The organism is Micromonospora sp. M71_S20 (assembly GCF_003664255.1).
GTDB lineage: Bacteria > Actinomycetota > Actinomycetes > Mycobacteriales > Micromonosporaceae > Micromonospora.
Window position 1 is genome coordinate 210,124 of the sequence record NZ_RCCV01000001.1, and the last position, 20,902, is coordinate 231,025.

Annotated in this window: 24 protein-coding genes; 16 read left to right on the top strand and 8 right to left on the bottom strand. The window is 74.5% G+C overall.

Annotated features, from left to right (window positions below; all coding sequences use genetic code 11):
- Nucleotides 1–60: 60 nt before the first annotated feature.
- Nucleotides 61–462, bottom strand: a complete 402-nt coding sequence (locus DER29_RS01005) for a ChaB family protein (RefSeq protein ID WP_089001082.1) — start codon at nt 460–462, stop codon at nt 61–63.
- 178 nt (nt 463–640) lie between these two features.
- On the opposite strand from DER29_RS01005, the gene DER29_RS01010 reads away from it, so the two are divergent.
- The 4 genes from DER29_RS01010 to DER29_RS01025 all read left to right on the top strand — a co-directional run bounded on the left by DER29_RS01010 (nt 641) and on the right by DER29_RS01025 (nt 2,979).
- Nucleotides 641–1,621 (top strand): YihY/virulence factor BrkB family protein, encoded by a 981-nt coding sequence (locus DER29_RS01010; RefSeq protein WP_121395465.1) that lies wholly within the window; start codon nt 641–643, stop codon nt 1,619–1,621.
- A 72-nt stretch (nt 1,622–1,693) separates the two neighbouring features.
- Nucleotides 1,694–2,110, top strand: coding sequence for a DUF2795 domain-containing protein (locus tag DER29_RS01015; RefSeq protein ID WP_121395467.1), 417 nt, complete (start codon nt 1,694–1,696; stop codon nt 2,108–2,110).
- Nucleotides 2,111–2,162: 52 nt separating this feature from the next.
- Entirely contained in the window at nt 2,163–2,624 is a 462-nt protein-coding gene (locus DER29_RS01020) for an SRPBCC family protein (protein WP_121395469.1), read from the top strand.
- A 94-nt stretch (nt 2,625–2,718) separates the two neighbouring features.
- Nucleotides 2,719–2,979 (top strand): hypothetical protein, encoded by a 261-nt coding sequence (locus tag DER29_RS01025; protein ID WP_121395471.1) that lies wholly within the window; start codon nt 2,719–2,721, stop codon nt 2,977–2,979.
- 126 nt (nt 2,980–3,105) lie between these two features.
- Here the strand turns inward: DER29_RS01025 and DER29_RS01030 are convergent, their stop codons facing one another.
- A complete protein-coding gene (locus tag DER29_RS01030) occupies nt 3,106–4,314 on the bottom strand; it encodes a sugar MFS transporter (RefSeq protein WP_121395473.1) in 1,209 nt (402 codons plus the stop codon).
- Between the two features lie 154 nt (nt 4,315–4,468).
- Here DER29_RS01030 and DER29_RS01035 point away from each other — a divergent pair, with 154 nt between their 5' ends.
- Nucleotides 4,469–4,681: a hypothetical protein gene (locus DER29_RS01035; RefSeq protein ID WP_121395475.1), complete on the top strand. Its 213-nt coding sequence runs from the start codon at nt 4,469–4,471 to the stop codon at nt 4,679–4,681.
- 41 nt (nt 4,682–4,722) lie between these two features.
- Here DER29_RS01035 and DER29_RS01040 read toward each other — a convergent pair whose 3' ends face one another.
- On the bottom strand, nt 4,723–5,286 hold the full coding sequence (locus tag DER29_RS01040; RefSeq protein ID WP_233599603.1) for a TetR/AcrR family transcriptional regulator: 564 nt from the start codon (nt 5,284–5,286) through the stop codon (nt 4,723–4,725).
- A 74-nt stretch (nt 5,287–5,360) separates the two neighbouring features.
- On the opposite strand from DER29_RS01040, the gene DER29_RS01045 reads away from it, so the two are divergent.
- Nucleotides 5,361–7,130, top strand: a complete 1,770-nt coding sequence (locus DER29_RS01045) for an ABC transporter ATP-binding protein (protein ID WP_233599604.1) — start codon at nt 5,361–5,363, stop codon at nt 7,128–7,130.
- Between the two features lie 79 nt (nt 7,131–7,209).
- On the opposite strand, the gene DER29_RS01050 is transcribed toward DER29_RS01045, so the two are convergent.
- Nucleotides 7,210–7,659 carry a hypothetical protein gene (locus DER29_RS01050; RefSeq protein ID WP_121398893.1) on the bottom strand — a complete coding sequence of 150 codons (450 nt, stop codon included), beginning with the start codon at nt 7,657–7,659 and terminating at the stop codon, nt 7,210–7,212.
- 162 nt (nt 7,660–7,821) lie between these two features.
- On the opposite strand from DER29_RS01050, the gene DER29_RS01055 reads away from it, so the two are divergent.
- On the top strand, nt 7,822–8,199 hold the full coding sequence (locus DER29_RS01055) for a DUF6401 family natural product biosynthesis protein (RefSeq protein WP_121395477.1): 378 nt from the start codon (nt 7,822–7,824) through the stop codon (nt 8,197–8,199).
- A 156-nt stretch (nt 8,200–8,355) separates the two neighbouring features.
- Here DER29_RS01055 and DER29_RS01060 read toward each other — a convergent pair whose 3' ends face one another.
- Nucleotides 8,356–9,222, bottom strand: a complete 867-nt coding sequence (locus DER29_RS01060; RefSeq protein ID WP_121395479.1) for a hypothetical protein — start codon at nt 9,220–9,222, stop codon at nt 8,356–8,358.
- A 189-nt stretch (nt 9,223–9,411) separates the two neighbouring features.
- On the opposite strand from DER29_RS01060, the gene DER29_RS01065 reads away from it, so the two are divergent.
- The 3 genes from DER29_RS01065 to DER29_RS01075 all read left to right on the top strand — a co-directional run bounded on the left by DER29_RS01065 (nt 9,412) and on the right by DER29_RS01075 (nt 13,652).
- Nucleotides 9,412–11,538, top strand: coding sequence for a SpoIIE family protein phosphatase (locus DER29_RS01065; RefSeq protein ID WP_121395481.1), 2,127 nt, complete (start codon nt 9,412–9,414; stop codon nt 11,536–11,538).
- Between the two features lie 41 nt (nt 11,539–11,579).
- Complete coding sequence (locus tag DER29_RS01070; protein ID WP_121395483.1) at nt 11,580–12,257, top strand: HAD family hydrolase; 678 nt, start codon at nt 11,580–11,582, stop codon at nt 12,255–12,257.
- A 105-nt stretch (nt 12,258–12,362) separates the two neighbouring features.
- Nucleotides 12,363–13,652 carry a sodium:proton antiporter gene (locus DER29_RS01075; protein WP_121395485.1) on the top strand — a complete coding sequence of 430 codons (1,290 nt, stop codon included), beginning with the start codon at nt 12,363–12,365 and terminating at the stop codon, nt 13,650–13,652.
- 34 nt (nt 13,653–13,686) lie between these two features.
- On the opposite strand, the gene DER29_RS01080 is transcribed toward DER29_RS01075, so the two are convergent.
- A complete protein-coding gene (locus DER29_RS01080; RefSeq protein ID WP_199729382.1) occupies nt 13,687–14,628 on the bottom strand; it encodes an NAD(P)/FAD-dependent oxidoreductase in 942 nt (313 codons plus the stop codon).
- 164 nt (nt 14,629–14,792) lie between these two features.
- Here DER29_RS01080 and DER29_RS01085 point away from each other — a divergent pair, with 164 nt between their 5' ends.
- Complete coding sequence (locus DER29_RS01085) at nt 14,793–15,008, top strand: DUF3072 domain-containing protein (RefSeq protein WP_121398895.1); 216 nt, start codon at nt 14,793–14,795, stop codon at nt 15,006–15,008.
- Here DER29_RS01085 and DER29_RS01090 read toward each other — a convergent pair.
- Nucleotides 15,002–15,517: a metallophosphoesterase gene (locus tag DER29_RS01090; RefSeq protein WP_121395488.1), complete on the bottom strand. Its 516-nt coding sequence runs from the start codon at nt 15,515–15,517 to the stop codon at nt 15,002–15,004. The genes DER29_RS01085 and DER29_RS01090 overlap by 7 nt on opposite strands.
- 160 nt (nt 15,518–15,677) lie before the next feature.
- On the opposite strand from DER29_RS01090, the gene DER29_RS01095 reads away from it, so the two are divergent.
- Nucleotides 15,678–17,057: a glycoside hydrolase family 6 protein gene (locus DER29_RS01095; protein ID WP_233599605.1), complete on the top strand. Its 1,380-nt coding sequence runs from the start codon at nt 15,678–15,680 to the stop codon at nt 17,055–17,057.
- An 81-nt stretch (nt 17,058–17,138) separates the two neighbouring features.
- On the opposite strand, the gene DER29_RS01100 is transcribed toward DER29_RS01095, so the two are convergent.
- Nucleotides 17,139–17,366, bottom strand: coding sequence for a hypothetical protein (locus DER29_RS01100; protein ID WP_121395492.1), 228 nt, complete (start codon nt 17,364–17,366; stop codon nt 17,139–17,141).
- A gap of 214 nt (nt 17,367–17,580) precedes the next feature.
- Between DER29_RS01100 and DER29_RS01105 the strand changes: the two genes are divergently transcribed.
- The 4 genes from DER29_RS01105 to DER29_RS01120 all read left to right on the top strand — a co-directional run bounded on the left by DER29_RS01105 (nt 17,581) and on the right by DER29_RS01120 (nt 20,853).
- Nucleotides 17,581–18,372 (top strand): helix-turn-helix domain-containing protein, encoded by a 792-nt coding sequence (locus DER29_RS01105; RefSeq protein ID WP_370040235.1) that lies wholly within the window; start codon nt 17,581–17,583, stop codon nt 18,370–18,372.
- Between the two features lie 164 nt (nt 18,373–18,536).
- Complete coding sequence (locus tag DER29_RS01110; RefSeq protein ID WP_121395496.1) at nt 18,537–19,121, top strand: general stress protein; 585 nt, start codon at nt 18,537–18,539, stop codon at nt 19,119–19,121.
- Nucleotides 19,122–19,373: 252 nt separating this feature from the next.
- Nucleotides 19,374–19,856, top strand: coding sequence for a MarR family winged helix-turn-helix transcriptional regulator (locus tag DER29_RS01115; RefSeq protein WP_121395498.1), 483 nt, complete (start codon nt 19,374–19,376; stop codon nt 19,854–19,856).
- A 10-nt stretch (nt 19,857–19,866) separates the two neighbouring features.
- Nucleotides 19,867–20,853, top strand: a complete 987-nt coding sequence (locus DER29_RS01120; RefSeq protein WP_121395500.1) for a pirin family protein — start codon at nt 19,867–19,869, stop codon at nt 20,851–20,853.
- The last annotated feature ends 49 nt before the right edge of the window (nt 20,854–20,902 follow it).

The following is a 20,902-nucleotide window of genomic DNA, read 5'->3' on the forward strand; positions in this document are numbered from 1 at the left end:
GCACGCGCGGAGGCTGTCCGCCGTGCGGACAGCCTCCGCGTCGCGTACCCGATGGTGGCCTCAGCGGCCTCGGGCCTTGGCGGTCTGGCGGTTGTTCGCCTTCTCGATGGCCTTGACCAGTTCCGGCTTCGTCATGGTCGAACGACCGGGCACGTCCAGCTTGCGGGCCACCTTCATCAGGTGGTCCTTGGTGGCGTTGGCGTCCACCCCGCCGGCCGTCGGCGCCCGGCGTTCCGGCCCGCCGCCGGCCGCCTGGCGGTCGCTCGGCCCCTTGCGGCCCTTGGGCTCCCAGTGGTCGCCCACCTTCTCGAACTCGTGCTTGACGGCGGCGAAGGCGGTGCGGTGCGCCCGCTCCCCCTCGCCGTACGTCTCCACGGCCGAGTCGTGCGTCTTCTCCCAGGTGCGCTGCGCCTTCTTGGGGGAGCGTCGCAGCGTGCTGGGCAGTACCTCGCGCCCGGGCATCTCGTCCTCCTCCGCGTCGATGGGTTCCCCTTGACCGTTCCCCCGCCTCCGGTCGGCAAACCGGGAGGTCGGGTTTGTCGATTTCCGGCCAGGGGTACCGGCGGGCCAGGCGAATCCGGATGCACCGGGTCATCCGGATGCACCGGGTCATCCGGAGGCCGGGGCACAGGGAGCGGGCATGACGACGACGGAACCCGGCGCGGTGCCCACCGGGCAGCGGCGACCGCGGATCCCCCGCCGGGTACGGCAGCTGAGCTGGCCGACCTGGCGCGGGGTGCTGGTGCGCAGCGTGCGCAACTTCGTCAAGGACAACTGCGCGGACTGGGCCGCCGCGCTGACCTACTACGGGGTGCTCGCGCTCTTCCCGTCCACGATCGTGGTGGTCGCCCTGGTCGGGCTGGTGTCCAACGGCGAGCAGACCGTCGACACCGTGCTGGACCTGGCCCGGGACATGGGCGCCGGCTCGGTGGTGGCCAACGAGGGCTTCGTCGGCGTGGTCCGGGGCGTGGTCGACCAGAACGACTCGGCCAGCGTGCTGCTGAGCTTCGGTCTGCTTGGTGCGCTCTGGTCGGCCTCCGGCTTCATCGGGGCGTTCACCCGGGCCTCCAACGCCGTCTACGGGGTCGAGGAGGGTCGGCCGGTCTGGAAGCTGCGGCCCATGCAGATCGGCCTGGCGGCGATCTCGCTGGTGCTGCTGGCGGTCGTCGCCACCGGGCTGATCGTCAGCGGGCCGGTCACCGACGCGGTGGGCGACCTGGTCAACGCCGGCGGGCTGGCGCGTACGGTGTGGAGCGTCGCCAAGTGGCCCCTGCTCGCGCTGATCATGATGGTGCTGCTGAGCCTGCTGTTCTGGATCGCGCCGAACGTCCGGCAGCCGCGGTTCCGCTGGCTCACCCCGGGCGGCGCGGTCGCCCTGCTCGCCTGGGCCCTCGCCTCCTTCGGCTTCGGCCTCTACGTGGCCAACTTCGGCTCGTACGACGCCACCTACGGCAGCCTCGGGGCGGTGATCGCGTTCCTGGTCTGGCTCTACCTGTCCAACTCGGCCCTGATGCTCGGCGTGCAGATCAACGCGGAGCTCCAGCGCGGCCGGGTGCTCCAGGCCGGCGAACCGGACGCCGACGAGCCGGTCCTGCCCCCGAAGACGCCGGCCACCACGTGACCCGCACGGGTTTACCGGTCACGCCGCCGGCCCGCCCGTTTACCGCCGGTGCCACCGGGTAGCGCAGAAGGCATGGAACGTGGCAGCAGCAAGCACGGACCGAGGGTCGACGAGCAGATGAGCCGGGAAGTCAGCGGCCTCGTGCAGGGGCCGGGGACCGGCGGCTCGCGGGTCGACGAGTCCCGTGTGCCGGAGCCGGCGGGCGAGGACCAGCCGGAGCCGACCACGGCCCCGGCCGGCGAACTGCGTACGGGCGCGCCCAAGGGGATGAGCTCCGAGGACGTCGAGCGACGCAGCCGGCTCGGCCGGTTCATCACGATGGCCGCCCTGCCCGGTGACCGGGAGACGCTGATCGCCAACGCGCGGGACAACGAGGCACCGGCGGACATCGTCGCCGAACTGGAGCGGCTGCCCGATGGCACCCGATACCAGACGATCTCCGAGGTGTGGGCGGCGCTCGGCCACAAGAACGAGACGACGCGCTGGTGACCGGATCCCCGCACGATCCGGCCCGTCACCGGCGGACGAAGGAGGATGCCTTATGAGTGGCGTTACCGAACACGTGGACGTCTCCGTCCCGGTGCGCACCGCGTACGACCAATGGACCCAGTTCGAGGACTTCCCGCACTTCATGGAGGGGGTCCAGGAGGTCCGGCAGCTGACGGACACGATGACCCACTGGACGGTCGAGATCGCCGGGGTGAAGCGCGAGTTCGACGCCGAGATCACCGAGCAGCTCCCGGACGAGCGGGTCGCCTGGCGCTCCACGGGCGGCACCCAGCAGGCCGGCGTGGTGACCTTCCACCGGCTGGACCCGGACACCACCCGGGTCACGCTCCAGCTCGAGTTCGAACCGCACGGCGTGGTCGAGCAGGCCGGCGACAAGCTCGGCATCGTCGACCGGCGCGCCAAGGGCGACCTGGAGCGGTTCAAGCAGTTCATCGAGCGGCGCGGTCAGGAGACCGGCGCCTGGCGCGGCAAGGTCGACCGCCCGCAGCCCTGATCCCCCGCCCCCCGGGCGCGAACGTCCGATGGCCGCCGGTCGCCCCGGCGGCCATCGTCGTTTGCGGGCACCGGGCCGGGGTACCGCGACAGGTATGACGGACGACGACAAGGTGTGGCGGGACGAGGAACGGACCCCTCTGCGGGAACTGGACCGGGCCGTGGCGCGGTCGACCCTGGACGGCCAGGCCGACGACGTGACGGGGAACGACGCCGGCGAGGAGGCGGCCTTCGGGCACGGCCCGGAGGCGGTGGACCGGGGCGGACAGGCCGCCGGTGCGGGCCGGGAGCCGACCGACCCGGACCGCGCGTACCGGCCGTCGACGACCGGCCGGACCGGACCGGACAACATGTGAACCGCACGTCGCGGCGGGCGGCCCGACCGGGGTCCGCCCGCCGCCGCTCGACGCCACGGGTCCGGGCCGCCCGGCGGCAGCCCGGGCACTGAGAAGCCGGCCCGTCGCGACGACGTGCCGGGCCGCTCAGCGGGGCGTCGGGGCCGGCCGCCGGGTGCTGGCCGCGTGCAGGGCGATCAGGCCCAGCGCGAGCACGACGAGCGCCGGCCCGAGCAGCTCGACCGAGGTGTTGCCCAGCAGCACCCCGATGCCGGCAGGCACCAGCGCGCCGCCCAGCCCGGCCGCGGCGATCTGGAGCCCGATGGTCCGGTCCGCGTGCGCCGCACCGACCCGCTCGGCGGTGGTGAGGGTGAGCAGCGGGAAGACCGGGGCGGCGGCGAACCCGACGACGAACAGCCCGGCCACGGCGACCCAGGCCGGTGCGGGCAGCGCGATCAGGACCGCGCCGACCGCCATCCCGACCAGGCTGCCCCGCAGCACCACCGCCGCGCCCAGCCGTTCGGCCACCACGCCCTGCACCACGCGTCCGACGAACAGGCTCCCCCAGTAGCCAGACACGCAGACGCCCGCGACGGCCGCGCCGAGGCCCCGTCCCTCGGTCAGCAGCAGGAACGCCCAGAGGCCGGCGGCCACCTCGATGGCCACGTAGACGGCGAAGGCCGACGCGCCGAGCCAGACCGCCGGCAGGCGCAGCGTCTCGCGTACCCGCGTGACGGCCGGCGGGGCGCCAGCCGCCTCCCCGTCGGCGGACCCGGCGGGCTCGCGGGCCGGGGCGCGGTCCCGCCACGCGCGGACGGTCAGCGCGAACGCGGCGGCCAGCGCGAGCTGGGCCCCCGCCACCAGGCCGTAGCCCCAGCGCCAGGAGAGCCCGGCACTGAGCGCACCGGTCATGATCAACGGGCCGAGCGCCACGCCGAGGCCGAAGAACGCGTGCATCCAGTTCATGTGGCGGGGGCCGAAGGCGCCGGCCGCGTACGCGTTCAGGCCGGAGTCGATCGCGCCGGAGCCCAGGCCGAGCACCAGCGCGCAGCCCACCATCAGCGCGAGCCCCGGGGTCAGCGCGTAACCGGTGAGCGCGAGGCTGGCCAGCAGCGTGCTGCCGGCGAGCAGCCAGCCGACGCCGAGGCGGGCCAGCGTGAAGCCGGCCAGCACGCTGGAGGTCAGGTAGCCGGCGGTGCCCGCGGTGAGCACGAGGCCGACGGCCTCGGTGGGCACGCCGAAGTCGGCCCGGATCGAGGGCCAGCCCACCCCGATCAGGCCGTCGGGCAGGCCGAGGCTGACGAAGGCGAGGTAGGCCAGCAGGAGCAGCGAGGCACGGGGCCGGACGGTGGACACGGAGGACCATCCTGCCCCCCGCCGGCGGCGACGCCGCGCGGCCTCCCCCGGTGGGACGAGGATTACAATCCGGACGGTCGAGGAAACGGACAGCTCATCCAGAATCGGCCGTTCGGCTGACGGCAAGCCCCGGGTCGCGCGCAAGACTTTCGGGATGCATCAGGGCTCCGGCATCCTCTCCACGCGTCAGCGCCGCCTCGCATGGCTCGGCTTCCTCCTCGCCGCGCTCCAGGCTCCCGTCTCCGCCAAGCTGGTCTCGGATGACTCCTGGTTGTTCAGCCTCTGCGTCGCGCTGATGGTGGCGACCGTGATCATCGCCGACGACGCGGCCCGGCGCCGCCCGGCGGACGCCCGCTCCACGGACTGACGCGGCGGCCGGCGCGACGGCATCCCGCCGCGCCGGCCGGCTCAGTCCGGCTTGACCGCGATCGCGCCGTCGACGGTACGCAGAATCAGGCGCAGCACCTCGTGCCGGGAGGCACCGGTCTCGGCCAGGTAGGCCCAACCGGCGTACAACTGGGACCAGATCAGGCTCTGCACCCACCCCTCCGGCAACTCCGGGTCGATGGTGCCGTCGCGGTGCCCGCGTTCGACCATCGCGACGAAGTCCGGGTCGCATCCGCCGTCGACGGAACCGGCACCGGTCTCCGGCTCGGTGAAGATCAGCGAGAGCAGGCTGCCGAGGTCGAAGTACTCCTGGCAGAGCCGACGCACGGCCGACGCACCGGTGCCCTCGGCCATCCGCGCCTGGGCGGTCGCCCGGTCAAGCCGGGCCTTGGCCTCGACGCCGACCGCCCCGAACAGGTCGGCGCGCTCGGCGAAGTAGCGGTGCAGCGTCGTACGCCCCACGTCGGCGGCGGCGGCGATGTCGCCCAGGGAGGCGGCGGGATTGCGCCCCCACACCTCGATCGCCGCGTCGACGATGGCCTGGCGGGTCCGGGCGCGACTGCCGGACACCTGCTGCTCGGTCACGTCGGCGAGGATACCAACACCTCGTTTCGGAATACCGATTGACCGGACTGGAACACCGGTGTTCCATTCAGGGAATGACTTCTTCCACCCCGGCGCTCCCCCGTCTGCGCACGCTCGCCTCGTTCCTCGTTCCGCACCGGCGCACGATGCTCCTCGGCCTCGTGCTGGGGCTCGCCGCCAACGCGGCCGGGCTCGCGACGCCGATGGTCACCAAGTGGGTCCTGGACACGCTCGGCGCCGGCGAGTCGATGGCCCGCCCGATCGGCGCCCTGTTGGCGCTCGTCGTCGTCGGCGCGGCCGTCTCGCTGTGGCAGTGGCGGCTGCTCGGGACGCTCGCCGAGCACATCGTGCTCGACGCGCGGGCCGCGATCGTCCGGCACTACTTCCGGGCCCGCGTCGACGACCTGCGACGGCGGTCCACCGGCGAGCTGGTCACCCGGGCCACCTCCGACACCCAACTGCTGCGCGAGGCGTCCGGCAGCATCGTCGGCCTGGTCAACGCCGGCATCGCCCTGGTCGGCACGCTCGTGCTGATGGGGGTGCTCGACCCCTTCCTGCTCGGCTGCACCCTGGCCGCCGTGCTGGTCGTCGCGGCGATCATGGGCGCGCTGATGCCCCGCATCGCCAAGGCGCAGGCCGCCGCGCAGGAGTCGACGGGCGCGCTGGGCGGCGCGCTGGAGGGGGCGCTGCGCGCGATCCGTACGGTCAAGGCCAGCCGGGCCGAGGCCCGGTTGACCGAGCGGATCGTCGCCGACGCCCGGCAGGCGGCGGCGCACAGCGTACGGGCCGCGCGGGTGACCGCCTCGGTCTGGACGATCGCCTGGACGGGGATCCAGCTCGCGGTGATCGCGATCCTGGGCATCGGTGCCTGGCGGGCCGAGCACGACCTGCTGGAGATCTCCAGCCTGATCGCCTTCCTGCTGTACACGTTCCAGCTGATGGGGCCGATCACCGAGCTGACCCAGAACACCACGGCGTTGCAGGCGGGGATCGCGGCGGCGGGACGGATCCGCGAGGTCGAGACCATCGCGACCGAGCCGGCGGGCCCGGCACCCGCCCCGGCGGACCGCGCGCCGGCGCCCGACGCGGAGCAGCCGGTGCTCGTGTTCCGCGGGGTCACCGCCCGGTACGGGCCGGAAGCGCCCCCGGCGGTGCGGGACATCGACCTGGCCGTGCCCCGGCGGGGGCACACCGCGATCGTGGGGCCCTCGGGAGCCGGCAAGACCACGCTCTTCTCGCTGATCCTGCGCTTCCTCGAGCCCGAGCGGGGGCAACTGCTGCTCGACGGCCGCCCGTACGCGGCCCACGGGCACGACCAGGTGCGGGCCCGGCTGGCGTACGTCGAGCAGGAGACGCCGGTGGTGCCCGGCACCATCCGCGACAACCTGCGGTTCACCCACCCCGACGCCACGGAGGAGGAGATTCGGGCGGTGCTACGCGCCGTCCGGCTCGACGACAAGATCGACTCGTTGCCGGAGGGACTGGACACGTCGCTGTCGTCGACGGAGGTGTCCGGCGGGCAGCGCCAGCGCATCGCCCTGGCCCGGGCCATGCTGCGTACCCCCGACGTGCTGCTGCTCGACGAGGCGACCGCGCAGGTCGACGGGCTGACCGAGGCGGCCTTGCAGGAGTGCGTCCGGCAGCGCGCGGCGGCCGGCGCCGTGCTGACCATCGCGCACCGGCTCTCCACGGTGCTCGACGCCGACCGGATCGTGGTGATGGAGCACGGCCGGATCCGGGCCCAGGGCACCCACTCCGAGCTGCTGGCCGGCGACGACCTCTACCGCCGCTTGGTCGAGGCGCTGCGCATCGCGGCCGAGGAGCGCCCGGTAGCGGCGCACTGACCCGCACGCCGTCGCGGCGGGCCGACACACGCCGTCGCGGCGGGGCGGCCGGCCCGTACGCGGCGGGGCGCCCCGCCGGCTAGCCCTCGCCGGCGGGGCGCGCCTCGTGCCCGGGTCGGCCCCGGCTGCGCCGCCGCTCCTTCATCTCCGCCTCGTAGAGGTGCCGGCGACCGGCGACAAGTTCCTCCCGGGCGGCCCGGTCCAGGTCGCGGAAGAGGGCGTAGTAGTTGTCGTCGAAATCCTCGACGATCTGGAACGTCCACCGTCCGGCGATGACGTTGCGGCCCAGCAGGTCGGTGTCGATGCGGTCGGCGATCCGGTCGTGCCCGGCGGCGCGGAACATCTCCACGGCGTCGTCGAGCATCAGGTCGGCGTGCCCCACGAGCTGGTGCAGCGAGTAGAGGTGACCGCGGACCCGCTCGACGCACTCCAGCGCCTCGCTCAGCTTGCCCAGCGCCGCCACCGTCTCGTCGCTGACCCCGGCGGGCCTGCGGTGCCGCTCGTCCGGCCCGTCCTCGTGTCGTCCCATCCGTTCCTCCAGGTTTCGGCTGTGCCCGTCCGGGCGGTTCTCCTCCTGCCCCACCCGCGTCGGGTCAATCCCCGAGCCGCCCGCTGACCGTTCGGGGGAGGGTCAAAAACCCGCCGACCGGCCGAGGTCGACCCTGGTCAAGGCCGGATAGCCTCGGTCACCATGCGTGTGCCGTTCACCCGGGTCGAGGCCCGTTCCGCCGCCAGTTCGGCGCGAGCCACCCTCGCCCTCCTGTCCGCCTCGGTCGGCGCCGAAGGGCTGGCCGCCGCCGCCGCGCGTCCGGGCCTGCTCGCCCTGGTCGACCAGCACGCCGCGGCGGTGCGGGAGAGCCTGGACGGCGACCGCCGGCCGCTGAGCGCCGCCGCGCTCGCCGGCTACGCGGAGGGCGTCCGCGCCGCCGCGCTGGAGCACGGCTGGCAGCCGCCGACGGCGCCGGTGGACTGGTCCGCGCCGGACTGGCTGCTCACCCGGCTGCTCGCGGTCTGCGCCCTGACCCGCTCGCTCGGGGCCCCGGCGACCGCTCCGCTCCCGCTGGTCTGACCGACGCCCTCGAGGCCGCGCCGACCGCCGCCGGCCGGGCGTTCCGCTGGTCTGAACCGGCGCCCCGGGAGGCCGGGCGCCCCGACCCCGGCCGGACACGCCGGAGGGGCGCCCGCACGTCCGCGGACACCCCTCCCCGTTTCGCTCACCACCCGGTCAACGGCGGAACTGCTGGGTCTCGTCGCCCACGTTCCCCGACTGGTACGTGCCGCGCCCGCCAGCCGTCGCGGACTGCTGCCCGCGGGGCATGACCTCGGTGCGCTCGGCCGCCGTCCGGTCGGCCATCTGCCGGCCGACGTCGGTCTGACCGGCCTCCCGGGCCCGGCGGTGCTCCTGCACCGCCCGCGACTCCTCGGCCATCCGGTTCAGCCAGCCTTCCCAGCGGTTCTGCATCGGCCGCACCAGACCACCACCGACGCCGATGATCAGGATGCCGGCCACGGTGGCGAGCACCGCGATCAGCACCGGCGTGGTCACCGTGGTGGCGATGCCCACCTGGTTCAGTGCGGCGATCACACCCAGCGCGAGGATGAAGACCGCCACCAGGTCGGCCAGGATCTTGCCGTACGCGAGCCCGCCCAGCGCCCCGGTGACCAGATCCCGGACGGCGTTGGCGATCGCGGCGGCCACGACCACGATGACGATCGCCACGAAGGCGCGTGGCAGCCAGGCGACCACGCCGCTGATCAGGTCACTGATCGCGTTGGGTCCCCACACCCCGAAGGCGAACTGCAGGGTGAACAGCAGCACGGCGTAGTACGCCAGCTTCGCCAGGATGTCACTGGCGTCGTACTTCGTGCGTTCCAGCGCGCGCTTGATGCCGCCCCGTTCCACCGCCCTGTCGAAGCCGACCCGTTCCAGCGCCGCGTCCACGATCTTGAGCACCGCTCTGGCGATGAGCCATCCGACCACGAGGATCGCGATGAACGCGATGGCCCGCGGTATGAACAGCAGCACCGACCTCCACATGTCGGCCACGGCGTCGCCGATGTCGACCTGCCTGACCGCGAGGCTTTCCGGCATGATGTCCCTCCTGTCGCATGGACTGCGCCGCGCGCTTACCCGGTCACTGACGCCGCACGCCGTCCCGGTCCCCGAGTTTTTCCCGACATGTCACCGCAGAAGGGCCCCGACCTGCCCGAACCTTCGGCCCCGGCGACGCGCGGGGCATGATCGGAAACAGCCGACGGACCCTCCGGCTAGGCTGCGCTCATGCCAGGTACGGTCGGACGGGTCCCGAACCCACCAGCCCCGGTCTCGGGAACACCCTCCGCGTCGGGCATGGCGACCACCGTCCCGCGCCACGACTGGGGTGGCACCCCGCTCGGCCCGTGGCGGACGTGGGATCCGGCGGTCCGGGCCGCCACCGAACTGATCCTCGCCTCGCCCGTACCGATGGCCCTCACCCTGGGCGACGAGCACCTGCTCGTCTACAACGACGCGTACGCCGAGCTGATCGGCGACCGGCACCCCGACGTGGTGGGACGGCCGGCGGCCCAGGTGTTCGCGGAGTCCTGGCCGCTGCCCGGCGTCGGCGACGCCATCGCGCACACCTACCGCTCCGGGGAGCCGTTCCTGGAGAAGGAGACCACCCTCCCGCTGCACCGCCGTCCCGGCCTGGTCGAGCAGTCGGTCTTCACCCGGGGCTACTCCCCCGTGCGCGACAGCGCCGGGCGGATCGTCGGCGTGCTGACCGTGGCCGCGGAGACCACCCAGGTCACCCAGCAGTTGCAGAGCCTCAGCGACTTCGCCGCGGCGCTCGCCGGCACGCTCACCCTGGACGACGTGGCCCGGGTCGCGCTGCGCTACGCGATCACCGCGTTCGACGCCGACCGGGTCTCGTTCGCCGTCGACGAGGGCGGCGGCGGTTGGCGGATGGTCCGGCGTATCCGCGGCGAGCTGATGGACGAGGCCGACGAGCGCCTCCCCCCGCTGTGGCGGCGCGTCCCGCCGGACTGGCTGGGGCCGGTGGTGGCCGCCGCCCGCAGCGGTGTGCCGCACTTCGTCGACGACGGCCAGCCGCTGCGGGAGATCGCGGTGGACCGGCACGACCAGAAGGTCCGCTCGCTCGCGGCGGTGCCGCTGCGGGCCTCGGTGGTGCGCGGCGGGCTGACGGTCGGCTACCAGGTCCCGCACGTGTGGTCGGCCGCGCGGCGCGCGCTGCTGGCCGCCTCGGCCGAGCTGGTGGGTCAGGCCGCCGAACGGGCCCGCCGGTTCGAGACCCAGCACGGCACGGCCCAGCTGCTGCAACGCAGCATGCTGCCGGAGCACCTGCCCGACCTGCCCCGGATGCGGATCGCCGCCCGCTACGACCCGGGCGTCGACGGCAACGCCGCCGGCGGGGACTTCTACGACGCCTTCCTGCTGCCCGACGGTGGCCTGGGTATCGTGCTCGGCGACGTCGCCGGCCACGACGTGCAGGCCGCGGCCCGGATGGGTCAGGTCCGTGCGGCGCTGCGGGCGCTGGCGTTGACCGACCCCCGCCCGGACGCCGTGCTGGCCGGGCTCGACCGGCTGGTCACCAGCCTGGGCGCCGAGGGCGACACGCACGAGCTCTTCGTGACGGTGGTCTTCGGCGTCGTCGACGCCGACCGGCAGCGGCTCACCCTGGCCAGCGCCGGTCACCCCGCCCCGCTGGTCCGCCGGTGCGCCCCGGACGGCGTCCCGGTCGCCGAATACCTGGACGTGCCCGCGGGCGCCCCGCTGGGCCTGGGCTGCCGGCCGCCCACCGTCACGGTGCCCTTCGCTCCCGGCGACACGCTGCTGCTGTTCAGCGACGGTGTGGTGGAGCGGCGCTGGCAGGACCTGACGGCCGGCCTGGAGGCCCTGGCCGTCGCCGTGGCCGGCGCGGGCAGCGGCGACCCGCGCGCGTTGTGCGCGGTGGCCACCGCGGCGGTGCCCGGCGCCACCGAGGACGACGTCGCGGTGCTGGCGGTGGAGCACGCGCTGCGGCCGTCCCGGTCGACGGGCATGGAGGTGCCGGCCGAGCCGACCGCGCCGAGCCGGGTACGGCACTGGATGACCGCGCAGCTCACGGAGTGGCAGGTGCCCGAGTCGATCATCGGCGCGGCGGTGCTCTGCACCAGCGAGCTGACCACCAACGCCCTGCTGCACGCGGGCACCGCCGCCCGGGTGGAGATCGACCTCAGCCCGGAGCGGCTGCTGGTGTCGGTGGCCGACTCGGGCACCCGCGGCACGGTGACCCGCGCGCAGACCGACACGCTCAGCAGCCGGGGTCGGGGGCTGGGGCTGATCGAGGAGCTGAGCGACGCGTGGGGGACGGACCCGACCGTACGCGGCTCGACGGTCTGGTTCGAGATCCTGATCCCGGCCGGGTGAGCCGTGGCGTCAGCCCGGCCCGGACGGGGTAGGAGGACCGTATGCCCACCGACAAGCACGCCGGTGTCCTCTTCGACGTGGACGGCACCCTGGTCGACACCACCTACCTCCACACCGTGAGCTGGTGGGAGGCGCTGCGCCAGACCGACCGGCCCGTACCCATGGCGACGATCCACCGCGCCATCGGGATGGGCTCGGACAAGCTGCTCGACCACCTGCTCGGCCCGGAGCGCGACCGGAGCGCGGACCAGAAGCTGCGCGACGCCCACGACACCCTCTTCGCCGAGTACTGGGAGCGCCTCGTCCCGCTGCCCCGCGCCGCCGACCTGCTGCGGGCCTGCGCGGAGCGGGGGCTGCGGGTCGTGCTCGCCACCTCCGCCGCCGAGCACGAGGTGGTCGCGCTGCGCCGGGCGCTGGCCGCCGACGACGTGATCCACACCGTCACCTGCTCGGCGGACGCGAAGGAGAGCAAGCCGGCGCCGGACATCCTGGTCGCCGCGCTGGAGCAGTCCGGGCTCGCCGCCGAACGCGTGGTCTTCGTCGGCGACTCGGTGTGGGACGTCGCCGCCGCCGGCGGGCTGGACATCCCCTGCGTCGGCCTGACCTGCGGCGGCACCAGCCGGGGCGAGCTGGCCGGGGCCGGTGCGGTGGCCGTCTATGAGGACCCGGCCGCCCTACTCGCCGCCCTCGACGACTCGCCGGTCACCCGGGCGAGGTGACCGACGCCGGCTCCGTCGCTCCGAACAGGAATACGAGAAGTCTTCCGGGGGCAAGGACTTGCACCACCTGCCCGCACGCCGTGGGCGAGGCGGAGAGGTGGGGTCGTGGAGCCGGTAGACGTGGCGTTCGCGGTGGTCGGTCTGGGTGCGCTGCTGGCGGGGATCCTCCCCCGCGTGCTCGAACGTCGGCCGCTGTCCATGCCGATCGCCTTCCTGGGGCTGGGCATGGTGGTCTTCCTCCTCCCCGTCGGGCTGCCGGACCCTGACCCGCTCGCGCACCCGGAGATCGCCACCCACCTCACCGAGATCGGCGTCATCGTCGCGCTGATGGGCGCCGGGCTGAAGATCGACCGGCCGTTGAGTTGGGCCCGCTGGTCGTCGACCTGGCGGCTGCTGGCCATCGCCATGCCGCTGTGCATCGCGGCGGTGGCGCTGCTCGGCTGGTGGTGGGCCGGGCTGGTGCCGGCCGCCGCGCTGCTGCTGGGGGCGGCCCTGGCCCCGACCGATCCGGTGCTCGCCGCCGACGTGCAGGTCGGCGAGCCCACCGACGTGGAGGACTCCGAGGACGAGGTCCGCTTCGCCCTCACCTCCGAGGCCGGGCTGAACGACGGGCTGGCCTTCCCCTTCGTGTACGCGGCCATCGCCATCGCCACCACCAGCCTCGCCCCCGGCGACTGGCTGGGCCGCTGGCTCGGCGTGGACGTGCTCTGGAAGGTGGCGGCCGGGGTGGCGGGCGGTTGGCTGGTCGGCTGGCTGCTCGGCAAGCTCTTCTTCCGGGCCCCGAGCAAGCTGCGGCTCGCCCGGCACTCGGAGGGCTTCCTCGCGCTGGCCGCGACCTTCCTGGCGTACGGGCTGGTGGAGGTCGTGGGCGGGTACGGCTTCCTGGCGGTCTTCGTGGCCGCGCGGGCGATCCGGGCCGCCGAACGCACCCACGAGTTCCACTCCGTGCTGCACGACTTCGCCGAGCAGGTCGAGCGGCTGCTCACCGTGCTGTTGCTGCTGCTCTTCGGCGGCGCGGTGGTGGGCGGACTGCTGAGCCCGCTGACCTGGCCGGCCGCCGCGGTCGGGCTGGCGCTGGTCTTCGTGGTCCGCCCGCTGGTCGGCTGGCTGTCGCTGCGGGGGGCGCCCGGCCGGCCGGCCGAGCACTGGGTGATCGCCCTGTTCGGCATCCGGGGCGTCGGCTCGTTCTTCTACGTGGCGTACGCGACGACGAAGGCCGACTTTCCCCAGGCGGACCTGATCTGGGCGACCGTCGGCCTCGTGGTGATCGTCTCAGTGGTGGTGCACGGCGTCGCGGCGACCCCGGTGATGCAGTTGCTGGACCGGGCGGGGGAACGCACCTCCGACCCGTCCGAACGCCGCCGCGCCGGCGAGCCCGTCACCACCGGGGGTTGACCGCCCGGCCCGCCGGCGCGGATGGGCCCTTTCCTCACCCTCCGCCCAGGCGGGTGACGAGGGCGCGGCCGAGGTCGCGGCCGGAGAGCCAGGCGCTCTGCACCCTGGGCTTGCCGAAGGCGTCGCCGGCCAGCCCCACGCCGTCGGCGTCGAGGTGGTACGTCCCGCCGGGGCCGGCGGTCGGCTTCGCGTACGTCCAGCGGTGCACGTGCACGTGCTCCGCCGCTTCGGGCAGCCCCAGCAGGTCCCGGACGGCCTCCTCGATCTCCGGGCCGGCTGCGGTCGGCTGGGCCAGGTGGCCGGCGGCGAACTCGGGCGTGGTGTGGGCGACCAGCACCGGCGCGTCGTCGCCGCGGCGGTCGCCGTCGTCGCAGACGAGGTTCAGCAGCGGGTGGTCGTTGACGAAGGCGCCCCGGAAGGTGGTCCACCGGCGGGCCGGGAAACGCAGCACCCCGGCCAGGGACGGCGACCAGCGTTGGTCCTGCGTGGCCCGGGTGGCGGCGGCGAGGGCCGGGTCGAGCAGCAGGGCCGCCTGCGGTCCCGGCATGGCGAGCGCCACCGCCTCGCAGGGCCGCCCGTCCACCACCGGCCCCGGCTCGACGCCGAGCACGAGCCGGTTCACGGTCACCGCAAGGTCCCGGGCCAGGTGCTCCACCAGCGAGCGCAGCCCCCGGGTGGCCGCCCAGCGCATCGGGCCGGACACCTCACGCCGCCCGTCGGCGCCGTACGCGACGAAGGTGTCGGTCCACTCGCGGACCAGGCCGGCCGACCGCAATTCCTCGGCCACCTCGGCGAAGTCCGGATCGCTGACGGTGAAGTACGCGGCGCCGGTGTCGGCCGGCCGGCCGTCGAAGCGGCGGCTGGCCATCCGACCGCCGGCCACCCGGGCGCGCTCGCGGATCTCCACCGGGATGCCGGCGCGGGCCAGTTCCGTCGCGCACGCCACCCCGGCGATGCCCGCGCCGACCACCACCACACCCGCCCGCTCCGCCGCAGTCATCCGGTGATCGTAAGCGCGCCCACGTCGCCCGGACGGCCGGAGACACACGGGCGCGCCCGGGGCGTACGACGCGCCGGGGAGCCGCATGGATCGGTGCCGCACGGGGTATTGGCACGTCTGTTCGAAGGAAGGTGGAGACCATGACGGACCGCACCAGCAGCCAGCCCAACCCGCAGGGCGCCATCAAGGACCCGGACGAGTGGGTCACCGGCGAGGAGCCGCCGACCGCCGCCCAGGAGTCCTACCTGGCGACCCTGGCCCGGGAGGCCGGCGAGGAGCCGCCGGAGGGCCTGACCAAGGCCGAGGCCTCCAAGCGGATCGACCAGCTCCAGGAGGAGACCGGCCGCGGTCAGTGACCGGGCGGGCGGCGCGGTGGCAGGCGGTGCAGCTCGACCTCGTCGAGCCGTCCCGCCGCCACCCGCGCCGTCAGGTACGTGGCGTGGGGCTGGGCCCGCCGGTCGGTGGGCGAGCCCGGGTTGAGCAGCCGCAGCCCGCCCGGGGCGACCGTGTCCCAGGGGATGTGCGAGTGGCCGAAGACCAGCACGTCGGTGTCGGGGAAACGGGCCGCGCAGCGGCTCTCCCGCCCGGTCTTCGAGCCGGTCTCGTGCACGACGGCGACCCGCAGCCCGTCGAGGTCCACCCGGGCGACCTCCGGCAGCCGGGCGCGCAGCGCCGGCCCGTCGTTGTTGCCGTACACCCCGACGAGGCGGCGGGCCCGGGCGGCCAGGGCGTCCAGCAGCGACTCGTCGACCCAGTCCCCGGCGTGCAGCACGACGTCGGCGGCGTCGACCGCCGCCCAGAGCGGCTCCGGCAGGTCCCTGGCCCGCTTCGGCACGTGGGTGTCGGCGATGATCACCAGGCGCATCCCGCCATTCTCCCCGCAGACCGCGCCCCGCGGTCGGCACGACGGCCCGGAAAGTCGCCGGTCGCAACGCGGACTCTTCACATCGGCGCAATCAGCACGTAGTTTGACGGCGATGCATGGGAGCGCTTCCAGCGGTGCTCCTCGATGGATGGGAGATCCCGTGAGAAGCAGACCCGCACTCGCCGCGCTGAGCGCCGCGGCGGCGCTCACCGTCGCCGCCACCGTCGCCGTCGGCATCGTCCGAGCACCCGCCGCGGTCGCCGCCGACTCGGCCTTCTACGTCGACCCGGCGACGGCCGCCGCCGCCTGGGTCGCCGCGAACCCCGGCGACCCCCGGGCCGCCGTGATCTCCGACCGGATCGCGAACGTCCCCCAGGGCCGGTGGTTCACCCGGACCAACACCTCGACCGTACGCTCCGAGGTCGACGCCCTGGTCGGCGCGGCGGCGGCCGCCGGCAGGGTGCCGATCCTGGTCGTCTACAACATCCCGAACCGGGACTGCAGCGGGGCGAGCGGCGGCGGCGCGCCCGACCACGCCACCTACCGGCAGTGGGTCGACCAGGTCGCCGCCGGTCTGGCCGGGCGGCCGGCGACCATCGTCCTGGAACCCGACGTGCTGCCGCTGATGACCAGCTGCCAGAACGCGGCCCAGCAGGCCGAGACGAAGGCCTCGATGGCGTACGCCGGCAAGAAGCTCAAGGCGGGCTCGGCCGCCGCGAAGGTCTACTTCGACACCGGGCACTCGGCGTGGCTCTCCCCCGGCGAGGCCGCCTCCCGGCTGCTCGGCGCCGACATCGCCAACAGCGCGGACGGCATCTCGCTCAACGTCTCCAACTACCGGCGCACCGCCGACGAGGTCGCCTACGCCAAGGCCGTGATCGCGGCGACCGGGGTGTCGCGGCTCAAGGCGGTCGTCGACACCAGCCGCAACGGCAACGGGCCGGCCGGCTCCGAGTGGTGCGACCCGGCCGGGCGGGCGATCGGCACCCCGAGCACCACCGCCACCGGCGACCCGGCGATCGACGCGTACCTCTGGGTGAAGCTGCCCGGCGAGGCCGACGGCTGCATCGCGCCGGCCGGGCAGTTCGTGCCGCAGCGGGCGTACGACCTGGCCGTGGCCGCCGGCCCGGCACCCACCACCGCCCCGCCCACGACGACGCCCCCGACCACCGCCCCGCCGACCACCGCCCCGCCCACGACGCCCCCGCCGACCACTCCCCCGCCGACCGGCGGCTGCGCGGTGTCGTACACCCCGAACTCGTGGTCCGGCGGCTTCACCGCCGAGCTGCGGGTGACCAACCACGGCGCCGCGCTGACCGGCTGGACCGTCACGTTCGCCCCCGGCGCCGGGGTCCGGCTGACCAACGGCTGGAACGGCGACTGGACCCAGTCGGGCGAGCGGATCACCGTCCGCAACGCCACGTGGAACGCCGGCCTGCCCACGGGCGGCACGGTCTCGGTCGGCTTCCAGGGCACCTGGCCGGGCGGCGCCCTGCCCACCCCGACCGGATTCACCCTCAACGGCACCGCCTGCTCCTGACCCCGCGCGCCCGGGTCGTGCCCCGCCCGCGCGGGCGGGGCACGACCCGGGCGTTTCCGGGACGGGCGGTCGACGCCCGCATCATCTGCCCCGAGCGACGGCGCGCCCGCCGCGCCACCTGGCGGCGTACGGCAGCACGAACAGGTACAGACCGGTGAACATGAGCAGGACGAGCGGCGGTAGCGGCGCGTAGGACACCCAGACGACGGGCTCCTCCTGCGCCAGAGCGACGAAGGTGACGACGACCGTCACCGTGAAGATGATGGCCAGCCAGCGGTGGATCTGCCGGATCCACGTGTTCCACCTCAACGGAACCTCCTTGAGAAGGCGAGCTACCCGAACCCCGGCGACCTGGGGGTACGGCGTCCACGACCGCGACGCTAGGCGCAGTCCGACGACCGACGCTTCTCGATTCCTGACCGGTCGCCTCGCCTGTTGCGCCCCGCCCGACGGCCCCGGCGCCCGATACCGGTGGACGCGAATGACGGACGGGCCCGCCTAGGATCGGCGCGTGGGTGTGGCGGTGGAGGAGCGGCGGGCGCCGGTCGGGGCGCTGCTGCGGCAGTGGCGCAGGCGGCGCGGGCTCAGCCAGCTCGCCCTCGCGGTCGGGGCGGAGATCTCCACCCGGCACCTCAGCTTCCTGGAGACCGGGCGTTCCACGCCGAGCCGGGAGATGGTCCTGCGGTTGGCCGAGCACCTCGACGTGCCGCTGCGCGACCGCAACCGGCTGCTGCTGGCCGCCGGGTACGCCCCGGTCTACTCCCACGCCCCGCTGGACTCGCCCGAGCTGCGCCGGGTCCTCGACGCGGTACGCCGGGTCCTGCGGGCGCACGAGCCGTACCCGGCCGTCGCGGTGGACCGGCGCTGGAACCTGGTCGCCGGCAACGCCGCCCTGCCGCTGCTCACGGAGGGTGTCGCCGCGCACCTGCTCCGGCCGCCGGCCAACGCGCTGCGGCTGACGCTGCACCCCGAGGGCATGGCGCCCCGGATCACCAACCTCCCCGAGTGGCGGGCCCACCTGCTCGCGCGGCTGCGCCGGCACCTGGGGCTGACCGACGACCCCGAACTGGGCGCGCTGCACGACGAGCTGCGCGGCTACCCGGGCGGGCCGGCCGATCCGGCCGTGGGCCTGCCCCGCGCCGGGGACGTGGTCGTGCCCCTGCGACTGCGTCACCCGGACGGCGAGCTGGCCTTCCTCAGCACCGTCTCGACCTTCGGCACCCCGCTGGACGTGACGGTCGAGGAGCTCTCCATCGAGTCCTTCTTCCCCGCCGACGAGGCCACCGCCGCGTACCTGCGCGCCGCCGCCCGCTGAGCGCGGCTCCACCGGACGCCGAGCGGGTCTCCGCCTGCCGCCGCGCTCCTCGCCGCCGGCCGCCTCGCACGCCTCGCGCCGACCCCGGAGCCGGCATCCGCTCCGGTGCTGGCGTTACCCGTCGGCGGCGGCGGGAACGCGGGCGGTCGACGAAGGAGGAGCCCATGACCAACCCGTCGAGCCCGACCTCGGCATGGCGGCCCGGGATGCCGGGCGGCGACACCCTCCCGTCCGGTCCCGCCGGCCGGCCGACCGCCCCCGGCCACGACGGCCACGGCCCGGAGACCGGTCCGCCCACCGTGACGATCGGGTCGTACCCGGACTATCCGTCCGCCCAGCGGGTCGTCGACTACCTGGCGGACAACCGGTTCCCGGTCGAACACAGCGCCATCGTCGGCACGAACCTCACCCTGGTCGAGACCGTGCTCGGGCGGATGACGACGGGGCGGGCGGCCCTGGCGGGCGCCGGCACGGGTGCCTGGTTCGGGCTCTTCATCGGGCTGCTGTTCGGGATCTTCACCGCCGGCAACTGGATCGCGGTGATCCTGGTCGGGCTGGTCGTCGGCGCGATCTGGGGAGCGGTGTTCGGCGCGGTCGCGCACGCGATGACCGGCGGGCGGCGCGACTTCACCTCGGCCAGCTCGCTGCGCGCCGGCCAGTACGCGGTGATCGTCGACGCGCAGTACGCCGAGCAGGCCCGTCAGCTGCTCGGCCGGATGCACGTGGCGGCCCCGCCGCCCGCCCGCTGAGGCCTCCGCGCGGGGGCGTCCGCCGGTCGCGCCCGCCCCGGGGTACGTCGTCCGGCCCGGGGCGGACCGCCCCGGCGACCCCCGCGCCGCTCCGGGCTCCGGGCTCCGGGCTCCGGGCTCCGGGCTCCGGGCTCCGAGCTCCGGGCTCCGGCGAGCGCGAGCGTCCTTCGAAACCGAACGGCGCAGTTGCTTCGGAGGTGAGCGCCCTCACGGGGGACTAGTTAAATTTTGAAAGAGTGCTACTGTCGTGGCGTGACCGAGAGCCTGGACAGTGCCCGACTCGCCGCCTGGCGCGCCTACATCGAGGCCAGCCAGCGGCTCTACACGCGGTTGGAGGACGACCTGCGCGCCGACAGCGCGCTCAGCTTCGCCGACTACCACGTGCTCGTCCTGCTCTCCGAAGCGCCGGGCCAGCGGCTGCGGATGGGCGAGCTGGCGAGCCGCCTGGTCTTCTCGCCGAGCCGGCTGACGTACCAGATCACGACCATGCAGCGGCGCGGCCTGGTCGCCCGGGAGTCCTGTCCCGACGACCGCCGCGGCAGCGAGGCCGTGCTCACCGCCGCCGGGCTGCTGGCCCTGCGCGAGGCCGCCCCTCACCACCTGCGGTCGGTGCGCGCCCACCTGATGGACGACCTCGACGACGCCGAGGTCGCCTGCCTCACCCGGATCTTCGAGCGACTCGGCCGGCGCCTGCGCGCGGACCGCGACGCGTCGACCGCCCACCCGCACAGCTGAGGAGCCCCCGATGCCCGCCATCACCGTCGACAACGTGCTCGTCCTGCCCCGCCTGCCCAGGCTCGACGAGTCCACCGCGTTCCGGCCGGTCCGCCGGCTGACCACCGCGCCCAGCGGCTACGAGGGCGAGGGCTTCCCGGTCCGCCGGGCGTTCGCCGGCGTGCCGGTGGCCGAGCTGGACCCGTTCATCCACCTGGACCAGATGGGCGAGGTGGACTACGCCCCGGGCGAGCCGAAGGGCACGGCCTGGCATCCGCACCGCGGCTTCGAGACGGTGACGTACATGATCGACGGGATCATGGACCACCAGGACTCGCAGGGCGGCGGCGGCACGATCACCAACGGCGACACCCAGTGGATGACGGCCGCGAGCGGGCTGCTGCACATTGAGGCGCCGCCGGAGCACCTCGTCGTCAGTGGCGGGCTGTTCCACGGCACCCAGCTCTGGGTCAACCTGCCCCGGGCCGCCAAGATGAACCCGCCCCGCTACCAGGACATCCGCGGCCGGGAGGCGGCCCTGCTGACCACGCCCGACGGGGGCGCGCTGATCCGGGTGATCGCCGGCGAGATCGCCGGGCACCGGGGGCCGGGCTCCACCCACACCCCGATCACCATCACCCACGTGACCGTGCAGCCGGGCGCCCGCGTCGACCTGCCGTGGCGGCCGGACTTCAACGCCCTGGTCTACGTGCTGGGTGGGCGGGGCACGGTGGGCACCGACGGGCGGCCGGTGCACACGGGCCAGCTCGCCGTGCACGGCCCGGGTGACGCGCTGACCTTCGCCGCGGACGCCAGCCAGGACGGCCACACCCCGACGCTGGACCTCTACATCATGGGCGGCGAGCCGATCCGGGAGCCGGTGGCACACTACGGCCCGTTCGTCATGAACACCCGCGACGAGCTGCTCCAGGCGTTCGAGGACTTCAAGGCGGGCCGGCTCGGTGTCGTCCCCGCCGAGCGGCTGCCGCACACCGACGGCCCGGCCCCCAGGCCCTGAGCCACGCACGGCGGATGGGCGCCCCCGGCACGGCCGGGGGCGCCCACCG